The organism is Neisseria sp. HMSC064D07, assembly GCF_001837185.1.
In the GTDB taxonomy this organism is placed as follows: Bacteria; Pseudomonadota; Gammaproteobacteria; order Burkholderiales; family Neisseriaceae; genus Neisseria; species Neisseria flavescens_C.
Window position 1 is genome coordinate 119,291 of record NZ_KV831706.1, and the last position, 18,110, is coordinate 137,400.

Sequence of the window (18,110 nt, forward strand, 5' to 3'; positions counted from 1 at the left end):
AAAACCATATCAAAAGGCCGTCTGAAACCCTAATTAGGTTTCAGACGGCCTTTCAGTTTTTTGGTTTACCAAATTTCAGACAAAGTTTCTTTGACTTTGGCCTTCACTTCCGCACCAAAGCGGCGGCTGAGCATTTTGCTGAAATCGTCTTGCGGCGTGTAGTTGACCAGTTCAGGAGCTTTGACAACATCTCGGGCAACGCTGTAAATGCTGCCGAAGTCGTCAATCAGGCCGACCTGTTTGGCTTCTTTACCGGTATAGATGCGGCCGCTGAAAACGTCGGGATACTGTTTGTCTTTCAACCTTGCACCGCGGCCGAGTTTGACGGCTTTGATGAACTCTTGGTGGATATCGCCCAACATGCTTTCCCAGATTTGGGTTTGCGCCGGCGTTTCAGGTGTGAAAGGGTCGCCCATACCTTTGTTGCTGCCGGCAGTTTTCAGACGGCGTTTGACACCGGCTTTGTCCATCAGGCCGGTAAAGTCGAAACCGCCGCCGATCACGCCGATGCTGCCGACAATGCTGGAAGGGTCGGCGTAAATTTTGTCGGCTGCGGCGGCAATGTAGTAGCAGCCGGAAGCGCACATGTCTTCGGCAACGAGGTAGACAGGGATGTCTTTGTGTTCGGCTTTGAGGCGGCGGACTTCGTTAAAGGCCGTATTGGACACGACAGGCGAACCGCCGGGGCTGTTGGCGCGAATGATGATGGCTTTGGCGTTGCCGTTGTTGTAGGCGGCTTCCATACTGTCGCGCAGGATTTGGACTTGGTCGTCGATGTCGTTGCCGATTTCGCCGGTCAAGTCGATAACGGCGGTGTGTTCGCTGCGGGCTTGGATGCTCGTGGTTTTTCCTTCTTCTTCCGCAAGGCCGAAGATTAGGCTGAGGAAGATGAGGACGGCGACGCCACGCCAGATATTGCGCCAAATGCGGGCGCGGCGTTGTTCTTGGTAGGCGGCGAGGAGGACTTCGCGCAGGGTGTTGCGCTCCCAGTTGTCGACGGGGGTTGAGGCTGAAGAGGGTGTGTTTTGGGCATCGCCTTCACGGTGGATTCGGTATTGCATGATGTGATGTGCTTTCTTGTAGGCCGTCTGAATGTTCAGACGGCCTTATCGGTTTTAGTTGATGGAATAGCCGCGCAGGTATTGCGTACGTTCGCGGGTCATGCGGGTTTCACACTGCAGGCGCAGGTATTCTGCTTGTGCGGCGCTGTCTGCGGACGCGGCGGCTTGTTGGCAGTTAAGTTTTTTGCTTTGAATCCAGGCGCGTTGCTCGCCGAGGATTTGTTGTTTGACATCGCTGTCCATACCGCCCCAGAGGTCGTTGATCTCGCCGTCCGCCTGACGGTTTTGCGCGCGCGCGTTGTCAAGTTCGCTTTGGCTGAGGCCGGGCGGTTCGTTGCGCGGAGTTTCACGGTCAGGGTGCAGGACTTCGTAGTCTGAATCGTCGTCATCATCGGTCAAACCGACGGCTTGGCTGGCGGCGTTGTTTTCAAGGATGTCTTGCGGATTGACAGTCGGCGGCTCTTCTGTATTTTGGTTTTGCAGCAGCTTGATGGCCTGCTCTTTGGATACAGGTTTGCCGTCTATCATGACGATGCTTTTCACGCCGTAGGGCAGCAGGGTGGCGGAAAGGGTTTGGGCCGTGGTGCTCAGGGTGTTGTCTTCGAGAACTGGTTTGCCGTCTTTATCGGGGGTGTAGAGCAGGGTGGTGCTGAACGTGTTGTTTTCAAAAGTCAGGTTGCTGCCCATCAGTTTTTGTTCGAGCATGTCGGACAACGGGGTGTTGCCGTAAATCAGCGGGCTGTTGTCTATGGCCGTCTTGAGGATGGTGTCGGGAATGCGGATTTTGAGGTTGGCGCGGCAGATGGCTTTGCCGTCGTCTTCGGTTTCTTTGGGGTCTTCAAGCAGGGTTTCTAATTCGAGGCCGGCGGCGATGATTTTGTCGGCATCGACAAATTGGCGGTTGTCATTGCGGGCAAAGGAGCGCGCTTGTTGTTTGAGGGTGTCTTCGATGGTGGTACGGATGTTTTGCAGTGTGGCCGGTTGGGCGCAATCAAGTGCGGCTTTGGGCTCTTCTTTGCTGCATGCGGCAAGAAGAATCGTGCTTAAAATCAATACGGAAGCGGTTTTTTTGTACATGGGTACTCCTGAAGATGACGGCCTTTCAGACGGCCTGACGTGCTTATCATAACAAAAGCACTTGCAGCAAGTAAATGCGGCAAGTGCTTTTCTATGTCAGACGTATCAGCCTTTGATGACGCTGATGAAGCCGGAGAGGATGGCGGCGTTGAGCAAGTCAACGAAGAACGCACCCACCATAGGTACAATCAAGAAGGCTTTGTGAGACGGGCCAAAAGTTTGGGTAATGGACTGCATATTGGCAACGGCAGTCGGGGTGGCACCCAAACCGAAGCCGCAGTGACCGGCTGCCAATACGGCAGAGTCGTAATCGCGACCCATGAAGACGTAGGTAACGAAAGTGGCGTACAGAATCATCACGACGGTTTGTACGGCCAAGATGATGGTTACAGGGCCTGCCAGACCGGTCAATTCCCACAGTTTCAGGTTCAGAAGAGCCATAGACAGGAAGAGTGACAGGGAGGCGTTACCGAATACGTCGATGGCACGGTCAAACATATTGACTTTGAAGGCGGCAGTCAGGACGTTGCGGATGACCACGCCTGCAAACAGACACCATACGAATTTAGGCAAGTCGAAGAAGGCTTTGTCGTAGCTGTCCACGATTTCGGCAAAAGCCAAACATGCGGCAAACATCGCGAGCGTTTCGACAGCGGAGTCAGCCGTAATCAGGCGAGTGCGCTGTGCTTGTTCGAAGATGTCATCAGTAGCATCGTTGTCGTCGGATTTGGCAGTTTTGACGATAGGTTTACGGCCCATTTTGTTGATCAGACGGCGTGCAACAGGACCACCGATCAAACCGCCGAATACCAGGCCGAATGTTGCAGAAGCCATACCTAAGCCGGTTGCGCCGGTCAGGCCGAATTTGCTTTCAAAGTCAGGACCCCATGCACCGGCGGTACCGTGACCACCGGTCAGGGTAATCGAACCGGTAATCAGGCCAATCAGCGGATCCAAGCCCAATGCGCTCGCCAAGCCGACACCGACAAAGTTTTGGACGATGATAAATGCGCCCACCACGGCGGTAAAGATAACCAAAGGCAAACCGCCCGCTTTCAAACGGGAGAAGTCGGCGCTCAAACCGATGGATGTAAAGAAGATGAGCATGAACGCATCTTGCAGCGGTTTTTCAAATTTGAAGCTGACGCCGTAGGCTTCGTGCAGGGCGAACAGGACGATAGCGGCAACCAAACCGCCGGCGACCGGCTCGGGAATATTGAAGTCTCGTAAGAATTTGATTTTTTGAACCAGAAATTTACCAACCAGCAACACGAGTGTGGCGGCAATCAGTGTGTAATAACTGTTGAATTCCCATTCCATGTTGTTTCACCTCCTAGAAATGTTTTTCCGAGCATCCGTTTTTGTTCCGGATGTAGTGTGTTTCAACGCTTGGCGTTATCCGCCGAGTGTCATGGTATTGATGCGCGGGCAAGGTGTTTTCAGAAAGAAATGAAAACAATGACGTGTCCGTGAAAAATAACTGGCAAATATTAGGGGAATAGTTAAAGATTGTCAAAAAATGCGAGTGTAAATATTTTCAGACGGCCTTTTGACCGATGGCATGGTGCACTTCGCGGCGCCATTGTTCTAATAGGGATGTTAATGATTCGGCCGAAGTGTGGCCGTTGCTGATGGCGGCCTGCAGCCAGTAGCAGGCGGTCGGAACATGACAGCCGACACCTTGCCCGTGATAGTAAAAACAGGCGAGGTGGTATTGGGCGGAAGGGTGGTTTTGTTCGGCTGCGATTGCGTACCAGTGGGCGGCCGCCCGAGGGTCTTGCGCCGTACCGAGGCCGTAATGGTAGATGCGGCCTAAGGCTGCCGCCGCGTTTTTATGGTGGAATTCGGCTGCTTCCATGTAATTCTTGCGCGCGGCATTGTAGTCTGCGTAGCGACCGATGGCGTGGGCTTGTGCTTCCGCCAAACGGTAGATGGTTCCGATTTGTTGCTGTTGCAGGGCGGCTGTTTTGATTTGTTCGTATTGTTGCGGATGGTACAGTGCGGCGTCGCTGATGAGTTTTTGTGCCGCGGAGGCAGAACCTAACGTGGCGGCACGGTGGTAGTAATCGTGCGCGATATGGTTGTCGGCTTTGATGCCGAGGCCGTAGCGGTAGAGGTCGCCCATGATTTTCAGGGCTTCGGGATGGTTTTTTTCGGCAGCGGCTTTGGCGTAGCGTGCCGCTTGGAACGGGTCTCGTTCGGAAAGTTCGCCGGTCAGGGCGTATTGGGCCAGCTTGGCCTGTGCTTCCGCTTGTTCCTTATCGGCGGCACGACGATACCATTCTAAGGCTTCGGGTTTGCGTTGGGCGGCAAGAAGGTCGGCCAGCAGGGTTTGTGCGGCGATGTGGCCGGCTTGCGCGGCTTGTTCGAGATATTGTTCGGCTTGTGCGTGGTTGTGGCTGACGCCTGTGCCGTAGAAGTAGATTTGACCGAGTTGCCAGCAGGCAGCAGTCACACCGAGCGTGGCCGCTTTTTCGTATTGTTCGATGGCTGTTTCAACGTCGCCTTGGCGTTGATGATGGCGTGCCAGATGGTAATACGCAGGCGCAGCATATCGGGCAGCGGCAAGCTCCGCCCAGTAGAGGGATTGTGGATCATTGCGCTGTGCGTGGTAACGCATGAGGATTAATTGGGCTTCGAGGTGACCTTGCTCACCCAGCCAGGCGTATTCGTTAAGAAGCTGTCCGGTCGGGGTGCCGTTGTATTCGCGTTGTTGCAGCAGGGTGAAGAGTGCCATGGGGTGGCGTTGGGCAGCGGCGGCTTCCAACCATGAAAGTGCCTGCTCCAATTGGCCGTTTTGCAGCAGATGGTTGCCCAATGCGAAAGCAGCTTCCGCATAACCCTGCTCTGCCGCCTGTTGCAACAGGGGCAGGGCTTGGGCGGTATGGGATTGTTCCAAAAGGGCGGCGGCTTGCCGGTAGAGGATATCAGGAGCGGCGGTCATGGTTTGCGGGCGGATATAAAGTGGAAGACGGATGCTGTGGCATATGGGCGGCGATACCGGTTGAGGGCTTTGTAAAAATATTGCTCGGCATAGTTTTGCTGGCTTATCTTTAGGATGCTTAGCTTGTTATATTGTTTTGCCTAGGGGCATCCATATTTTGTGTGTTACAAAAGGCTCAGCTTGAGTCGGTATGCGCTCATGACAGCTCGGTCATTATACTGTCTTTGTAATTTATTGTTAATGATAAATGCAGGTTTTTGTGTTTGATTTACATGGAAGTAGCCAAGGTATTGATTGCTTCAGGCCGTCTGAAATATTTTCAGACGGCCTGAACTTTCCTTCGCTAAGTCAGGTTGTCGGTATGGAAGAGTCGGATGTGTCTTTGTTGGGGAAAAACACCTGACTGTAGAAGTTGCCGTTAATTTGGGTCACGTTGAGGTGGTACATACGGTAGGCATGGAACAGGTCGCTGTCAGGCGGTGTCGGATGATTCCAAAATTCTGCCAAGGTATTTTGGTCGGTTATGCCGGGAATATCATAATAGGCACGGCCGAGAACCTTAACTGGCATATTGTGAATCAGGCCGGACAGGCCGCTGGTGCTGTTGATGGTAACCATGCCGAGGCCGTGGCGCAGGAAAACGGGCAGGGGGACATCATGGACGTAAGTGATACGGCCTTTGAGTTTGGGGTGTTTTTTGATAAAGCGTTTGATGTCGCGCGAGTAGTCGATAAAGCCGCGGTCCATCGGATGATGCTTGATGATGAGGTTGGTATCGGCAGGCGCGTGCGCGGCAAAGGAGGCCAAAATATGGAGCAGGAAGCTGCGGACGCTGGAAAAGTCACAATGGATGCGGACTTGGCTGTCGTTGAATACCTGCAAGGGAACAATAAAAAATTTGCCGTATTTGCCCGCCTCCACGCGTTTGGCGATTTGGATGTCTTCAATATAGTAGTTCAAACGCTTGAGGATGGAGATCGACCACAGTTTGAGGTAATGGCCGGCATTGGATGCGCGGTGGTGGATGTAGTTCGGGTACTTGTTCGGGTTGCGGAACAATTCGATATAGTAACGGACGGCGTTTTTGGCCATGGGCATAAACCCGCCGCGTACCGGCGTCGGCGCTTTGTATTCTTGCTGTGCCAGCTTGGGGAATTGTTCCAAAAAAAAGTCGGCACGGCGCGGTAACGGGGAAAATGCGTTGACGCCGTCTTTTTCTAAGGTGATGTAGTAGGGGCGGAAATAACCTTCTTCAAACGCCCAGAAACCGACTTGGTTTTCGTTTGCAATGCGTTTTGCAATGACGTGATAAGGGCGTGTGTCGCCAAAGCAGACAACCGCCTGGATGTGATGTTGAACGATGTATTCTTGCAAAAATTCAGGAAAGGCATCGTAGTTGTCGTTAAAAACAACGGTATGAGCTTGAGTGGGCGGATAAAAATAGTCGTCGCCTGCATTAAAGTTGAATTTATGTACGGTTTTGCCGTTTTCAGTCAGCCAATTGGCAAGGCGCAGAAAAAAATCGCCGACAGGACTTTGAAGCAGCAGGATATTTTCTGCGCTTTCAAGCAGGTTTTGCAGGTTGTTTTTGAGGACGGTCTGTTTCATGTCGCAATGTGGTTTTGTTTTTTATGTAATAGTTTTGAGTTGAACTTTCAAGCATACGCCAAGCGTATTAACGATGCAAAGGCAATGATGCCGCAATTGAAGCTGGTTTATGACGCATTGTTAACTTTGATGGTGTTTATTTGAAAGATCGATATAGTTGTTTGATTTTACCTAATTTTTTAGCAAAGTACCCGCGATGTAATCCGTTGTTGTTTTTTTGCATATTTTTTTGTCGTATCAGGATTTGGGCAGCGGTTTCCGCATTAATGGCCTGATGGGTTTCGGGATGGATATAGTCGGGGTAGTGGATGAGCGTGCCGGCAATCAGCTGCCAAAGCTCAAGCCTGCGGCTGCGGCGCGGAATGGGGAGCAGATCTTGGGTAAGTCCCCAACCTGCGTAAAAAGGCAGACCGTAGCAGCTGACTTTTTTGCCGCGCAACAAGGATTCAAAACCAGTCAGCGAAGTCATGGTATGTATTTCGTCTGCGTATTGGAGACAGGTCAGGATATCGGCTTGTTCGACGGTTTGGTCGGCATATCGTGCCGTATCTTCAGGGGAAATATGGCCGATGCGGTTACCGCTGACTACATCTGGATGCGGTTTGTAGATGATATAGGCATCGGGATTGCGTTCGCGTACGGTACGGAGCAGATCCAGATTGCGATAGATTTGGGGCGAACCGTAGCGGATAGACGCATCATCTTCAACCTGGCCGGGAACGAGGATTACGGTTTTGTTGGTTGACGGGACCGTGAAGTCTGAGCTGCCGACGTTGTATTTACTGATGTGGTTTTCGGTCAGCATTTTTTGCAGCTTCAAGGCCGTCTGAAAGTCCTGGTCGTCGAAGTTTTGGTTTTGGAGGATGTGTTCAAGACGTGACGGGGTTTCGGCATTGAAATAAATGCCCATATCGTCGGTAACGAGCGACAGCGGTGGCACTAAATTAGAACCGAGTCCGACCGAGCGGATAAAGCCGTCTTCCATGCGCAGCAGGGGGATATTATGTTGTTCGGCAAAACGGACGATGGCCTCTTTGCCGTTGCCCCAAGCTAGGATGCGTGCATCGTCGGACAGTTTGACCCCTGCCAGTTTTTGGGTGGAGGAGATAAATTTCAGACGGCATGAGGGTACGTTAAAGAACGGTTTGGCAACCGCGCGTTTCCACAAAGACATGCCGACGCAATACAACTCTCCACGCAATTTGTCGTTTTTGCGTTTGACCGTTGCCAGATAGTCGATAACATCAAAGAGGCTGCCTGCTTCGCCGGTATTGGGGTTGAGGTAGCGGCTGTATTGCAGATAGGCTGCTGCGAAGAGTTGCAGCAAGTTGCGGCGGGCGCGGCGTTGGGTTTGAACAAGGCTGCCGATTTGTGGGTGGCGGTCGTCGCTTACGCCCCAGCCGGCATACCACGGCAGGCCGAAGGTGGTCAGTGGTTTGCCGCACAAAAGCGCCTCAAAACCCATTTGCGAGGTAACGCAATAAACTTTATCGACGTTTTGCAACAAAGAAATCGGATTGATGTCTTCTGCCAAAAGATGGGCGCGGTGTTGCTGCGCCAGTTGGGTCAGATAGCCTTGTTTTTTGCCGCACAAAACATCGGGATGGGTTTTTACCCAGATATCGGCTTGCGGGTTTTCATTCAAGGCCGTCTGAAACATCAGTTCAAACGTAGAGGCGTCTGCGCCGCCATATTGGATGGCCATATCGCCGAAGGTTTGGTCGATGATGAGGATGGTTTCGGGTTTGGATGGGGAGTGTAAAGGATGATCGTCTGAAAGCTCGGGCGCGTGATTGTATTTGGACAGGTGGTGTTGCAGGATGAAATCCATCGCCTGTTGCGCCTGAGCCAAGGTTTCAGACGGCATGGTATCGGCGGCGAGAATCAGTTGTTCCAAACGCGAAGGACGTGTGGTGTCGTAGTAGATGCCGATGTCGTCATAGACGATGGAATAGGGCGGATAACCGGCGACACCCAGTCCGAGCGAGCGTAAAAAACCGTCTTCCAACGCAATAAAGGGAAGCTGGTGTTCGGCGGCAAAAGCACGTGCTTTGTGTGTCGTCGGGCGCAAACCCCAGCCGACAACAGTCTCTGCACCTTTTCCGTCTTTGCAGATATGAAACTCAGGCAATAGGGTGGAGAGATGGGGGATTTTGCGGATGCCGCGAGAGGGAATGTAGGCGTTTTTCACAATGCGTTTTCGTCGATTATTGTTATTAATGGATTGTAGGCCGTCTGAAAAGAGGAACATTCTTTCAGACGGCCTGAATTATTTTTAAAACTTTTTAAAACGTGACTGCTTCGGTCAATACTTTGCCTGCCAAGTCTTTAGGCGACAGGTTCGGCTCACCTTGCAACGGCCAGTCGATACCGACGGTCGGATCATTCCAAATCAGCGAGTGTTCGGCTTTGGGGTTGTAATAGTCTGTGCATTTGTAGACGAACTCGGCTTCATCGCTCAGTACATAGAAGCCGTGCGCGAAATCTTCGGGTACCCACAGTTGGCGTTTGTTTTCTGCGGACAGAATTTCGCCTACCCATTTGCCGAAAGTAGGGGAGTCTTTACGCATATCGACGGCCACGTCGAATACTTCGCCGACAACCACGCGCACGAGTTTGCCTTGAGTGTTTTCAGTTTGATAGTGCAGGCCACGCAATACGCCTTTGCCGGATTTGGAGTGGTTTTCCTGCACGAAGGTGCGGTTGCAGACTTGGGTTTTGAACCACTCGTCGCGGAAAGTTTCCATAAAAAAGCCGCGCGCGTCGCCGAAGACTTTGGGTTCAAGCAGTTTTACGTCAGGAATGGCGGTATCAATGATGTTCATCGTTTTATCTTTCATCTAAAGGCCGTCTGAAAAGTTTCAGACGGCCTCAAACATTATTTTTTCAACAGGCGCAGCAAATATTGGCCGTATTGGTTTTTCGCCATCGGGCGCGCCAGTTCTTCCAGTTTTTCATCAGAAAGCCAACCGTTGCGCCAAGCGATTTCTTCCAGGCAGGCAATTTGCAGGTCTTGGATGTTTTGCACGGTTTGGACGAATGAAGCAGCTTCGTGCAGGCTCTCGTGGGTGCCGGTGTCCAGCCATGCGAAACCGCGTCCCAAAAGTTGTACCGACAATGAACCGTCTTCCAAATACATTTGGTTGAGGTCGGAAATTTCCAATTCGCCGCGGGCGGACGGTTTGATTTGTTTGGCGAACTCGACGACGCGTTGGTCGTAGAAGTACAAGCCGGTTACCGCCCAATCGGATTTGGGCTGTTGCGGTTTCTCTTCGATAGACAGGGCGTTGAAGTTTTCGTCAAATTCAACCACGCCGAAACGCTCGGGGTTTTTGACCTGATAACCGAATACGGTTGCGCCGTGGGTCTTGGCGGCGGCCTGTTTCAATGTTTGCGTAAACGATTGGCCGTAGAAAATATTGTCGCCTAAAACCAAGCAAACATTGTCGTTGCCGATAAATTCTTCGCCGATGATAAATGCCTGTGCCAAACCGTCCGGACTGGGTTGAACGGCATAGCTGATGGAAATGCCGAAATCGCTGCCGTCGCCGAGCAGGCGTTTGAAAGAGGCGTTGTCTTCGGGCGTGGTAATGACCAAAATATCGCGGATTCCTGCCAGCATCAATACGGACAGGGGATAGTAAATCATGGGCTTGTCGTACACGGGCAGCAGCTGTTTGGATACGCCGCGCGTGATGGGGTAGAGGCGTGTGCCGCTGCCGCCGGCAAGGATAATGCCTTTCATGGGTTTTCTCCTGAGTAATGTGTGTTTGCGTGATTTTCAGACGGCCTAATATGGGAACAAGCCGTCTGAAAACTTATTTTCCGGTGCCTAAACGCTCTAAACGGTAGCTGCCGTTCAATACGTTTTGCCACCAGGTTTTGTTGTCCAAATACCATTGCACTGTTTTGCGGATGCCGGATTCGAACGTTTCCTGCGGTTTCCAGCCCAGCTCCCTGCCGATTTTGGCAGCGTCGATGGCATAGCGTACGTCATGGCCGGGGCGGTCTTGTACGAAAGTAATCAAATCTTCATAACGTGCCACGCCGGCCGGTTTTTCAGGAACAAGCTCTTCCAGCAGGGCACAGATGGTTTTGACGACTTCAATATTGGCTTTTTCATTGTGGCCGCCGATATTGTAGGTTTCGCCGACAACACCTTCGGTAACAACCTGATACAGTGCGCGCGCGTGGTCTTCGACAAACAGCCAGTCGCGGATTTGCATACCGTCGCCGTACACAGGCAGCGGTTTGCCGTCGAGCGCGTTCAGAATCATCAATGGAATGAGTTTTTCCGGGAAATGGTAGGGGCCGTAGTTGTTGGAGCAGTTGGTTACGATGGTCGGCAAACCGTATGTACGCAACCATGCGCGGACGAGGTGGTCGCTGGATGCTTTGGAGGCTGAGTAGGGGCTGGATGGCGCGTATGGCGTGGTCTCGGTAAACAAATCGTCCGTGCCGTGCAAGTCGCCATAGACTTCATCGGTGGAAATATGGTGGAAACGGAAGGCTTCGCGTTTTTCAGACGGCATTTGTTGCCAGTAGGCGCGGGCCGCTTCAAGTAGATTGAATGTACCGACGATATTGGTTTGGATAAACTCGCCTGCCGAATCGATAGAGCGGTCGACATGGCTTTCCGCAGCCAAGTGCATCACGGCATCCGGCTGGTGTTGTGCGAATACGCGGTCGAGTTCGGCGCGGTCGCAAATATCCACTTGCTCAAAAGCATAGCGAGGATTATTGGCTACCTCAGTCAAAGACTCCAAATTGCCGGCATAAGTCAGCTTATCGACATTGACGACAGAGTCTTGGGTGTTTTGGATAATATGACGGACAACGGCAGAACCGATAAAGCCCGCGCCGCCGGTAACAAGGATTTTCTTCATAAGTTTCAGAGGATAGTCAAAATAATATAAACAGATTATAGCAGACAGAAAGTATGTTTTTCAGATAAAGAGGCCGTCTGAAAACATCTCTTTCAGACGGCCTGTATCAGTTCAACTTAATCGTCGTAGCCATTTGGGTTGTTGCTGACCCAACGCCATGAATCTTCCATCATCTGCGCCAAATCGCGTTTGGTTTCCCAACCGGTTTGCGCTTTGGTATAGGCGGGATCGGCGTAGAAACAGGCCAAATCGCCATCGCGACGCGGTTTGATTTGGAACGGAATGGTCAAGCCAGAGGCTGCCTCAAAGGCACGGATGATTTCCAATACCGAATAAGCACGTCCTGAACCCAAATTAAACAGGTGTACACCCGAAACATCACTTTTCGCCTGCATCGCCGCCACATGGCCTTCCGCCAAATCCATTACATGGATATAGTCGCGCATACCCGTACCGTCTGGGGTAGGGTAATCATCGCCGAAAACCGACAATTGCGGCAGCTTGCCTGAAGCCACTTGGCAGATATAAGGCAGCAGATTGTTTGGAATACCGTTTGGCTGCTCGCCGATCAGACCGCTTTCATGCGCACCGATAGGATTGAAATAGCGCAACAAAATCACGTTCCAACGCGGATCAGCCTTTTGGATATCCGTCAAAATACGCTCCACCATAGACTTAGACGTGCCGTAAGGGCTGGTCGTATCCCCCGGTTGCATATCTTCCGTATAAGGTACTTTACCCGGATCGCCGTAAACCGTAGCCGATGAGCTGAACACAATCTTAAATACGCCGGCACGCGCCATTTCTTCAGCCAAAACCAAGCTGCCAGACACATTGTTGTCATAGTATTTCATTGGTTCGGCCACGCTTTCACCGACTGCCTTCAAGCCGGCAAAATGGATGACGGCATCAATATCGTGTTCTGCAAAGATTTGACGCAACACTTCACGATCACGGATATCCCCTTGGTAAAAAGGTACAGACTTGCCGGTAATCTTTTCCAAGCGCGGGAGGATGTTGGCAGAAGAATTGCACAAATTGTCCAAAATCACGGCATTAAAGCCTGATTTCAACAGGGAAACAACGGTATGGGAGCCGATAAAACCGGTACCGCCGGTAACAAGAATAGTCATTGGTTTTCCTTATACAGCATATGTTATCTTGTCTTGAATGAAGTGTATCAGTATTATCCTTTGTCTTCCCAAAAATTATCTTACGTTGTGCTGTCCTATCAATCGTTCAGATGGAATATGAAGGAATATATGAACATCACCCAAATCCTCTCTCAAGAACTCTCCGCCACTACCGCGCAAATCAATGCCGCCATTGAGCTTTTGGACGACGGCGCGACCGTCCCCTTTATCGCGCGTTACCGTAAAGAAGCCACAGGCGGGCTGGATGATACGCAGCTGCGTCAGCTTGCCGAGCGGCTGCAATACCTGCGCGAGTTGGAGGAGCGCAAAGCCGTTGTGTTAAAAAGCATTGAAGAACAAGGCAAACTTTCAGACGACCTCAGGGCGCAAATTGAAGCCGCCGACAACAAAACCGCGCTGGAAGACCTGTATCTGCCCTACAAGCCCAAACGCCGCACCAAAGCGCAAATCGCGCGCGAACACGGTTTGCAGCCGCTGGCGGACATGTTGCTTGCCGGGCAGCCGCAGGATGTGGAAGCCGCCGCGCAAGGCTACCTGAACGAAAACGTCCCCGACACCAAAGCCGCGCTGGACGGCGCGCGCGCGATTCTGATGGAGCAGTTTGCCGAAGATGCGGAACTCATTGGCACGCTGCGCGACAAGTTGTGGAATGAAGCTGAAATCCACGCGCAAGTCGTTGAAGGCAAAGAAACCGAAGGCGAAAAATTCAGCGATTATTTCGACCATCGTGAACCTATTCGTGCGATGCCCAGCCATCGTGCGCTAGCGGTTTTGCGTGGCCGCAACGAAGGCGTGTTGAACATCGCGCTCAAATACCAGCCCGACGATACGCCTATTACGCAGCAAAGCAAATACGAGCAACTCATCGCCCGCCGCTTCAAGGTTTCAGACGGCCACAAATGGCTGCGCGACACCGTGCGCCTGACTTGGCGCGCGAAAATCTTTTTGTCGTTGGAACTTGAAGCCTTAGGCCGTCTGAAAGAAGCCGCCGATACCGACGCGATTACCGTGTTCGCCCGCAATCTCAAAGACTTGCTGCTCGCCGCGCCTGCCGGACGGCTGACCACTTTGGGTCTCGACCCTGGCTACCGCAACGGCGTGAAATGCGCCGTAGTGGACGACACGGGCAAGCTGCTGGATACGGTCATCGTCTATTTGCATCAAGAAAACAATATGTTGGCAACGCTGTCGCGCCTGATTAAACAACACGGCGTGAAGCTCATCGCCATCGGCAACGGCACCGCCAGCCGCGAAACCGACAAAATCGCGGGCGAACTGGTGCGCGGAATGCCCGAAAACAGCCTGCACAAAATCGTCGTTTCCGAAGCCGGCGCATCGATTTATTCCGCGTCCGAACTGGCGGCACGCGAGTTCCCCGACTTGGACGTTTCCCTGCGCGGCGCGGTGTCCATTGCCCGCAGGCTGCAAGACCCGCTCGCCGAGTTGGTCAAAATCGACCCCAAATCCATCGGCGTGGGCCAGTATCAGCATGACGTAAACCAAAGCCAGCTCGCCAAATCGCTGGACGCAGTGGTTGAAGATTGCGTGAACGCCGTCGGCGTGGATGTGAACACCGCCTCCGCCCCGCTCTTGGCGCGGATTTCCGGTTTGAATCAAACCCTTGCCCAAAACATCGTCGCTTACCGCGATGAAAACGGCGCGTTTGACAGCCGCAAAAAATTGCTGAAAGTACCGCGTTTGGGCGAAAAAACCTTCGAGCAGGCAGCAGGCTTCTTGCGGATTAACGGCGGCAAAGAGCCGCTGGACGCGAGCGCCGTCCACCCCGAAGCCTATCCCGTCGTCGCCAAAATGCTGGCGCAACAAGGCATTAGCGCCGCCGAACTCATCGGCAACCGCGAGCGTGTGAAGCAAATTAAAGCGTCCGATTTCATCGACGAACGCTTCGGCCTGCCGACCATTTTGGACATCCTATCCGAACTGGAAAAACCCGGTCGCGACCCGCGCGGCGAGTTTCAGACGGCCTCCTTCGCCGAAAGTATCCACGAAATCAGCGACTTGCAAGTCGGCATGATACTCGAAGGTGTGGTCTCCAACGTCGCCAACTTCGGTGCGTTCGTGGACATCGGTGTCCATCAAGACGGTTTGGTGCACATCTCCGCCCTGTCCAATAAGTTCGTCCAAGACCCGCGCGAAGTCGTGAAAGCCGGCGATGTGGTAAAAGTGAAAGTGCTGGAAGTCGATGCCGCCAGAAAACGCATTGCGTTAACCATGCGTTTGGATGACGAACCGGGCAGTGCCGCCAAAAGCAACAGGCCGTCTGAAACCCGACATCAAGAACGCCGCGACCGCAGACCCCAACGCAACGACCGCGCCCCGACCAATTCGGCAATGGCAGATGCGTTTGCGAAGCTGAAGCGGTAAGGTAGAAAATCAATTAAAGGCCGTCTGAAAAATGATATTCAGACGGCCTTTATCGTATGGGGCGAATTAGATAATTAGTGGAATGGATATAGTGCTACGCCCGTTGAATGTTAACGATACATTTTGTAGTAGGCACATGCAAACAAGCGTATAGTTCCAAATATCACAAACCCATCATCACAACTTTAGGAGTTCAAACCATGAAACCTGTTTTGTTTGCCGCGCTGATTTCCTGTTTCTCCGTTGCTGCCTATGCCGCCTGTACCGACAGCCAGCAGCAGTGCGTGATTTATAAAAATGGTAATGTTGCGACAGAAGGCGGCTGTACGGTCAGTAAGTGCCAAAGTGCCGATGTGCAAGTGTTGAAATGGAAGCTGAAAAACGGCAAAGGCGTGACCGTTGAAATCGGAAAAAACGGTAAGGTTTTGGTGAACAAGAAACCGGGTGCGAAAGCGAACAACAGCAATGCGTCAGGCATGGGTTTGACATGCTATGCCGCCGATGCGGACAAACGCGAACAGTTCTGCTCGACTAATTATTGATTGGATTGTTGCTTTGATTAAAGGCCGTCTGAAAAGTGTTTCAGACGGCCTTGATGTTTATCCTTCCGATATTTTTTCATTGAGAAAGTCGATAAAGCTGCGCACTTTCGCACTGAGAAATGCCCTGTCGACATAGGTGGCGTTCAGTTGATCTGTCCAGATGGTGTAATCGGGCAGGAGTTGGACCAATGTGCCGTCCTTCAATTCCTGCTGAACTGCCCAAAGGGGCTGATAGCCTATGCCTGCGCCTGCTTTAATCAGCTCGCGGATCATCAGCGTGTTGTCGCTGCGGATAACAGGGGAGAGGTGGAGAATGGCTTTTTCTCCGGTGTGGCGGTGGGTAATTTCCCAGTTTTGTTGACTGGTATAGGAAGGCAGGATGGCTTGGTGCTGCATGACGGCTTCAGGTGTATCAGGTGTGCCGTGTCGGGCCAGATAGTTGGGAGCGGCAAGCAGGACGAACTCGATTTTGGCCAGCGGTTTGACGATTAGCGAAGGGGAGGGGGTTTTGGAAACGCGCAAGGCGAGGTCGAAACCTTCGGTGATGAGGTCGATATGGCGGTTGTCGAGGACGAGGTCGAGCGTGACTTTGGGATAACGCTGGCGGTATTCGGCCAACCATGCGCTCATATTGCCGCCTGCAAACCACAGGGGCATGGTAACGCGCAACATACCTTGCGGCGTGTCGGCGCCGCCTGCCGCTTTTTGGGCGGCGGTATCCAAGGTATCCAGCGCGTAGCTGCATTGACGGTAGTATTCTTCGCCTGCTTCGGTTAGGTGGAGGTTGCGGCTGTTACGGTGTAAGAGCTTGGCTTGAATGGTGTTTTCCAGATGGCTGACGTGTTTGCTGGCCATGGCGGTGGAGATGTCGAGCTGATCGGCGGCACGGGTAAAACTGCCGCTTTGAACAACTTGGTGGAAAACTTTTAGGCTGAATAGGGTATCCATGATTTCTTATTAGGAAACGTTGTATCAATAATTCGAGTATATATCTCTTACCGGGAATTATCTATACTGCACTTATTGAAATTGCTCCATACCTCTTCAGGTAGCCATTAAAATAAGGATTATTAAGATGTCAGCCCTCAAATCATTTCAACCTGTTGTATTGTTTGTCTTGCGTATTGTTGCGGCGTATTTGTTTTTGCTGCATGGTACGGCCAAGTTTTTCAGTTTTCCGATGTCCATGGGCGGCGCTCCCGAAGGCTTGATGCTGGTGGCCGGTATTTTGGAAATTGTCGGCAGTATCTTATTGATATTGGGCCTGTTCACTCGTCCGGCCGCGTTTGTTTTGTCCGGTCAGATGGCAGCCGCCTACTTTATGGCCCACGCGTCTTCTGGTGATGTTTTGTTCCCATTGGCCAACCATGGCGAATCTGCTGTTTTGTTCTGCTTCGTGTTTTTGTATCTGGCAGTAGCCGGCGGCGGAGCGTGGGCTTTGGATAACGTTTTTGGTAAAGATAAAGATTAATTTAAGGAAAAGATCATGACTTATTCTGTTTTGCAACAAGCTGCTGAAACCCGTCGTTCTATCTATGCATTGAATAACACCCTGCCTCTGTCCAATGAGGAAGTAACCAAAATCATCGAACACGCCGTTTTGCATACGCCGTCTTCTTTCAATTCGCAATCTGCCCGAGTGGTCGTATTGTTTGGCGAAGAACATGCCAAAGTGTGGCATTTTGTTGAAGAAGCGTTGCGTGCAATTGTTCCTGCCAAGCAGTTTGAAGCCACTGCGCAAAAACTGAACTTGTTTAAAGCAGGTGCAGCGACAGTTTTGTTCTTTGAAGATCAAGATGTTGTCAAAGGCTTGCAGGAGCAGTTCCCATCTTATGCGGCCAACTTCCCGATTTGGGCGGATCAGGCAAATGCCATGGTTCAATATGCTGTTTGGACAACATTGGCGGCTGCCGATATCGGCGCCAATCTGCAACATTACAATCCGCTGCCTGATGCAGCCATTGCCAAAGAATGGAATCTGCCGGAAAGCTGGTTGTTGCGTGCGCAAATGGTGATTGGCGGTATCGCGGCTTCAGCCGGTGAAAAAGCCTTCCAACCCATCGAAGGCCGTCTGAAAGTATTTGGCGCATAAATGAAATAATGTTTTCAAAAAGGTCTCAATTTTTGTAATTGTAATGCTTTTATTACAAATGAGATATATAATTAGAAGTATATATGCGAATTGCGTTCTTATGGGCTATTTCTAGGGTAAAGAGTAAAGATTGAAGCCTGACCAGTGGCAGTTTGCGTATAAGATCTAAAACAGGGAAGGACTCATGTCCATTCTATTAATAATTGCGAGGAATGTAAATGATGCAACGTTTAAAACTGACGGTTGCAGCAGCCTTAGCTGTATCCGTGCTGTCTGCCTGTACATTAAGTAACAACAGATGGTCAAACTTTGACAACCACTCATCTCAAATCAGTGCCTCAAATCAAAGAGGTTGATGCAGCAA

15 protein-coding genes are annotated in these 18,110 nt (G+C 51.7%); 4 read left to right on the plus strand and 11 right to left on the minus strand.

Going from position 1 to position 18,110, the window contains the following annotated elements; all coding sequences use genetic code 11:
- Nucleotides 1–65 precede the first annotated feature (65 nt).
- The 10 genes from HMPREF2608_RS09465 to galE all read right to left on the minus strand — a co-directional run bounded on the left by HMPREF2608_RS09465 (nt 66) and on the right by galE (nt 12,709).
- Complete coding sequence (locus tag HMPREF2608_RS09465; RefSeq protein ID WP_070606318.1) at nt 66–1,061, minus strand: S49 family peptidase; 996 nt, start codon at nt 1,059–1,061, stop codon at nt 66–68.
- Nucleotides 1,062–1,115: 54 nt separating this feature from the next.
- Complete coding sequence (locus HMPREF2608_RS09470) at nt 1,116–2,138, minus strand: lysozyme inhibitor LprI family protein (protein WP_070826776.1); 1,023 nt, start codon at nt 2,136–2,138, stop codon at nt 1,116–1,118.
- Nucleotides 2,139–2,243: 105 nt separating this feature from the next.
- Complete coding sequence (gltS, locus tag HMPREF2608_RS09475; RefSeq protein ID WP_004519089.1) at nt 2,244–3,458, minus strand: sodium/glutamate symporter; 1,215 nt, start codon at nt 3,456–3,458, stop codon at nt 2,244–2,246.
- A gap of 217 nt (nt 3,459–3,675) precedes the next feature.
- Nucleotides 3,676–5,082: an SEL1-like repeat protein gene (locus HMPREF2608_RS09480; RefSeq protein WP_004519087.1), complete on the minus strand. Its 1,407-nt coding sequence runs from the start codon at nt 5,080–5,082 to the stop codon at nt 3,676–3,678.
- Nucleotides 5,083–5,430: 348 nt separating this feature from the next.
- Entirely contained in the window at nt 5,431–6,690 is a 1,260-nt protein-coding gene (locus tag HMPREF2608_RS09485; RefSeq protein ID WP_049335783.1) for a capsule biosynthesis protein, read from the minus strand.
- Between the two features lie 136 nt (nt 6,691–6,826).
- On the minus strand, nt 6,827–8,941 hold the full coding sequence (locus HMPREF2608_RS09490; RefSeq protein WP_004519084.1) for a capsular polysaccharide biosynthesis protein: 2,115 nt from the start codon (nt 8,939–8,941) through the stop codon (nt 6,827–6,829).
- Nucleotides 8,942–8,975: 34 nt separating this feature from the next.
- Nucleotides 8,976–9,515, minus strand: coding sequence for a dTDP-4-dehydrorhamnose 3,5-epimerase (rfbC, locus tag HMPREF2608_RS09495; protein WP_070826798.1), 540 nt, complete (start codon nt 9,513–9,515; stop codon nt 8,976–8,978).
- Between the two features lie 53 nt (nt 9,516–9,568).
- Nucleotides 9,569–10,435 carry a glucose-1-phosphate thymidylyltransferase RfbA gene (rfbA, locus tag HMPREF2608_RS09500; RefSeq protein ID WP_070826778.1) on the minus strand — a complete coding sequence of 289 codons (867 nt, stop codon included), beginning with the start codon at nt 10,433–10,435 and terminating at the stop codon, nt 9,569–9,571.
- Nucleotides 10,436–10,508: 73 nt separating this feature from the next.
- A complete protein-coding gene (gene rffG, locus HMPREF2608_RS09505; protein WP_070826780.1) occupies nt 10,509–11,576 on the minus strand; it encodes a dTDP-glucose 4,6-dehydratase in 1,068 nt (355 codons plus the stop codon).
- Between the two features lie 116 nt (nt 11,577–11,692).
- Nucleotides 11,693–12,709, minus strand: coding sequence for a UDP-glucose 4-epimerase GalE (gene galE, locus HMPREF2608_RS09510; protein WP_070826782.1), 1,017 nt, complete (start codon nt 12,707–12,709; stop codon nt 11,693–11,695).
- 129 nt (nt 12,710–12,838) lie between these two features.
- Between galE and HMPREF2608_RS09515 the strand changes: the two genes are divergently transcribed.
- On the plus strand, nt 12,839–15,112 hold the full coding sequence (locus HMPREF2608_RS09515) for a Tex family protein (protein ID WP_070826783.1): 2,274 nt from the start codon (nt 12,839–12,841) through the stop codon (nt 15,110–15,112).
- Nucleotides 15,113–15,312: 200 nt separating this feature from the next.
- The gene (locus HMPREF2608_RS09520) at nt 15,313–15,654 is read left to right on the plus strand and encodes a hypothetical protein (protein WP_070826785.1); all 342 of its coding nucleotides are present in this window, start codon (nt 15,313–15,315) and stop codon (nt 15,652–15,654) included.
- A gap of 57 nt (nt 15,655–15,711) precedes the next feature.
- Here the strand turns inward: HMPREF2608_RS09520 and HMPREF2608_RS09525 are convergent, their stop codons facing one another.
- Nucleotides 15,712–16,602 carry a LysR family transcriptional regulator gene (locus HMPREF2608_RS09525; protein ID WP_070826787.1) on the minus strand — a complete coding sequence of 297 codons (891 nt, stop codon included), beginning with the start codon at nt 16,600–16,602 and terminating at the stop codon, nt 15,712–15,714.
- A 127-nt stretch (nt 16,603–16,729) separates the two neighbouring features.
- Between HMPREF2608_RS09525 and HMPREF2608_RS09530 the strand changes: the two genes are divergently transcribed.
- Together HMPREF2608_RS09530 and HMPREF2608_RS09535 are read left to right on the plus strand one after the other, a co-directional pair.
- Nucleotides 16,730–17,125: a DoxX family protein gene (locus tag HMPREF2608_RS09530; RefSeq protein WP_070826788.1), complete on the plus strand. Its 396-nt coding sequence runs from the start codon at nt 16,730–16,732 to the stop codon at nt 17,123–17,125.
- A gap of 15 nt (nt 17,126–17,140) precedes the next feature.
- Nucleotides 17,141–17,746, plus strand: coding sequence for a nitroreductase family protein (locus HMPREF2608_RS09535; protein WP_070826790.1), 606 nt, complete (start codon nt 17,141–17,143; stop codon nt 17,744–17,746).
- The last annotated feature ends 364 nt before the right edge of the window (nt 17,747–18,110 follow it).

Bases quoted from the DNA above. Each gene is read 5' to 3' on its own strand.
- rfbC (WP_070826798.1), bottom strand. From the start codon at position 9,515: ATGAACATCATTGATACCGCCATTCCTGACGTAAAACTGCTTGAACCC.
- HMPREF2608_RS09535 (WP_070826790.1), top strand. From the start codon at position 17,141: ATGACTTATTCTGTTTTGCAACAAGCTGCTGAAACCCGTCGTTCTATC.
- gltS (WP_004519089.1), bottom strand. From the start codon at position 3,458: ATGGAATGGGAATTCAACAGTTATTACACACTGATTGCCGCCACACTC.
- HMPREF2608_RS09515 (WP_070826783.1), top strand. From the start codon at position 12,839: ATGAACATCACCCAAATCCTCTCTCAAGAACTCTCCGCCACTACCGCG.
- galE (WP_070826782.1), bottom strand. From the start codon at position 12,709: ATGACTATTCTTGTTACCGGCGGTACCGGTTTTATCGGCTCCCATACC.
- rfbA (WP_070826778.1), bottom strand. From the start codon at position 10,435: ATGAAAGGCATTATCCTTGCCGGCGGCAGCGGCACACGCCTCTACCCC.
- HMPREF2608_RS09530 (WP_070826788.1), top strand. From the start codon at position 16,730: ATGTCAGCCCTCAAATCATTTCAACCTGTTGTATTGTTTGTCTTGCGT.
- HMPREF2608_RS09480 (WP_004519087.1), bottom strand. From the start codon at position 5,082: ATGACCGCCGCTCCTGATATCCTCTACCGGCAAGCCGCCGCCCTTTTG.
- HMPREF2608_RS09525 (WP_070826787.1), bottom strand. From the start codon at position 16,602: ATGGATACCCTATTCAGCCTAAAAGTTTTCCACCAAGTTGTTCAAAGC.
- HMPREF2608_RS09470 (WP_070826776.1), bottom strand. From the start codon at position 2,138: ATGTACAAAAAAACCGCTTCCGTATTGATTTTAAGCACGATTCTTCTT.
- HMPREF2608_RS09490 (WP_004519084.1), bottom strand. From the start codon at position 8,941: ATGTTCCTCTTTTCAGACGGCCTACAATCCATTAATAACAATAATCGA.
- rffG (WP_070826780.1), bottom strand. From the start codon at position 11,576: ATGAAGAAAATCCTTGTTACCGGCGGCGCGGGCTTTATCGGTTCTGCC.
- HMPREF2608_RS09485 (WP_049335783.1), bottom strand. From the start codon at position 6,690: ATGAAACAGACCGTCCTCAAAAACAACCTGCAAAACCTGCTTGAAAGC.
- HMPREF2608_RS09465 (WP_070606318.1), bottom strand. From the start codon at position 1,061: ATGCAATACCGAATCCACCGTGAAGGCGATGCCCAAAACACACCCTCT.
- HMPREF2608_RS09520 (WP_070826785.1), top strand. From the start codon at position 15,313: ATGAAACCTGTTTTGTTTGCCGCGCTGATTTCCTGTTTCTCCGTTGCT.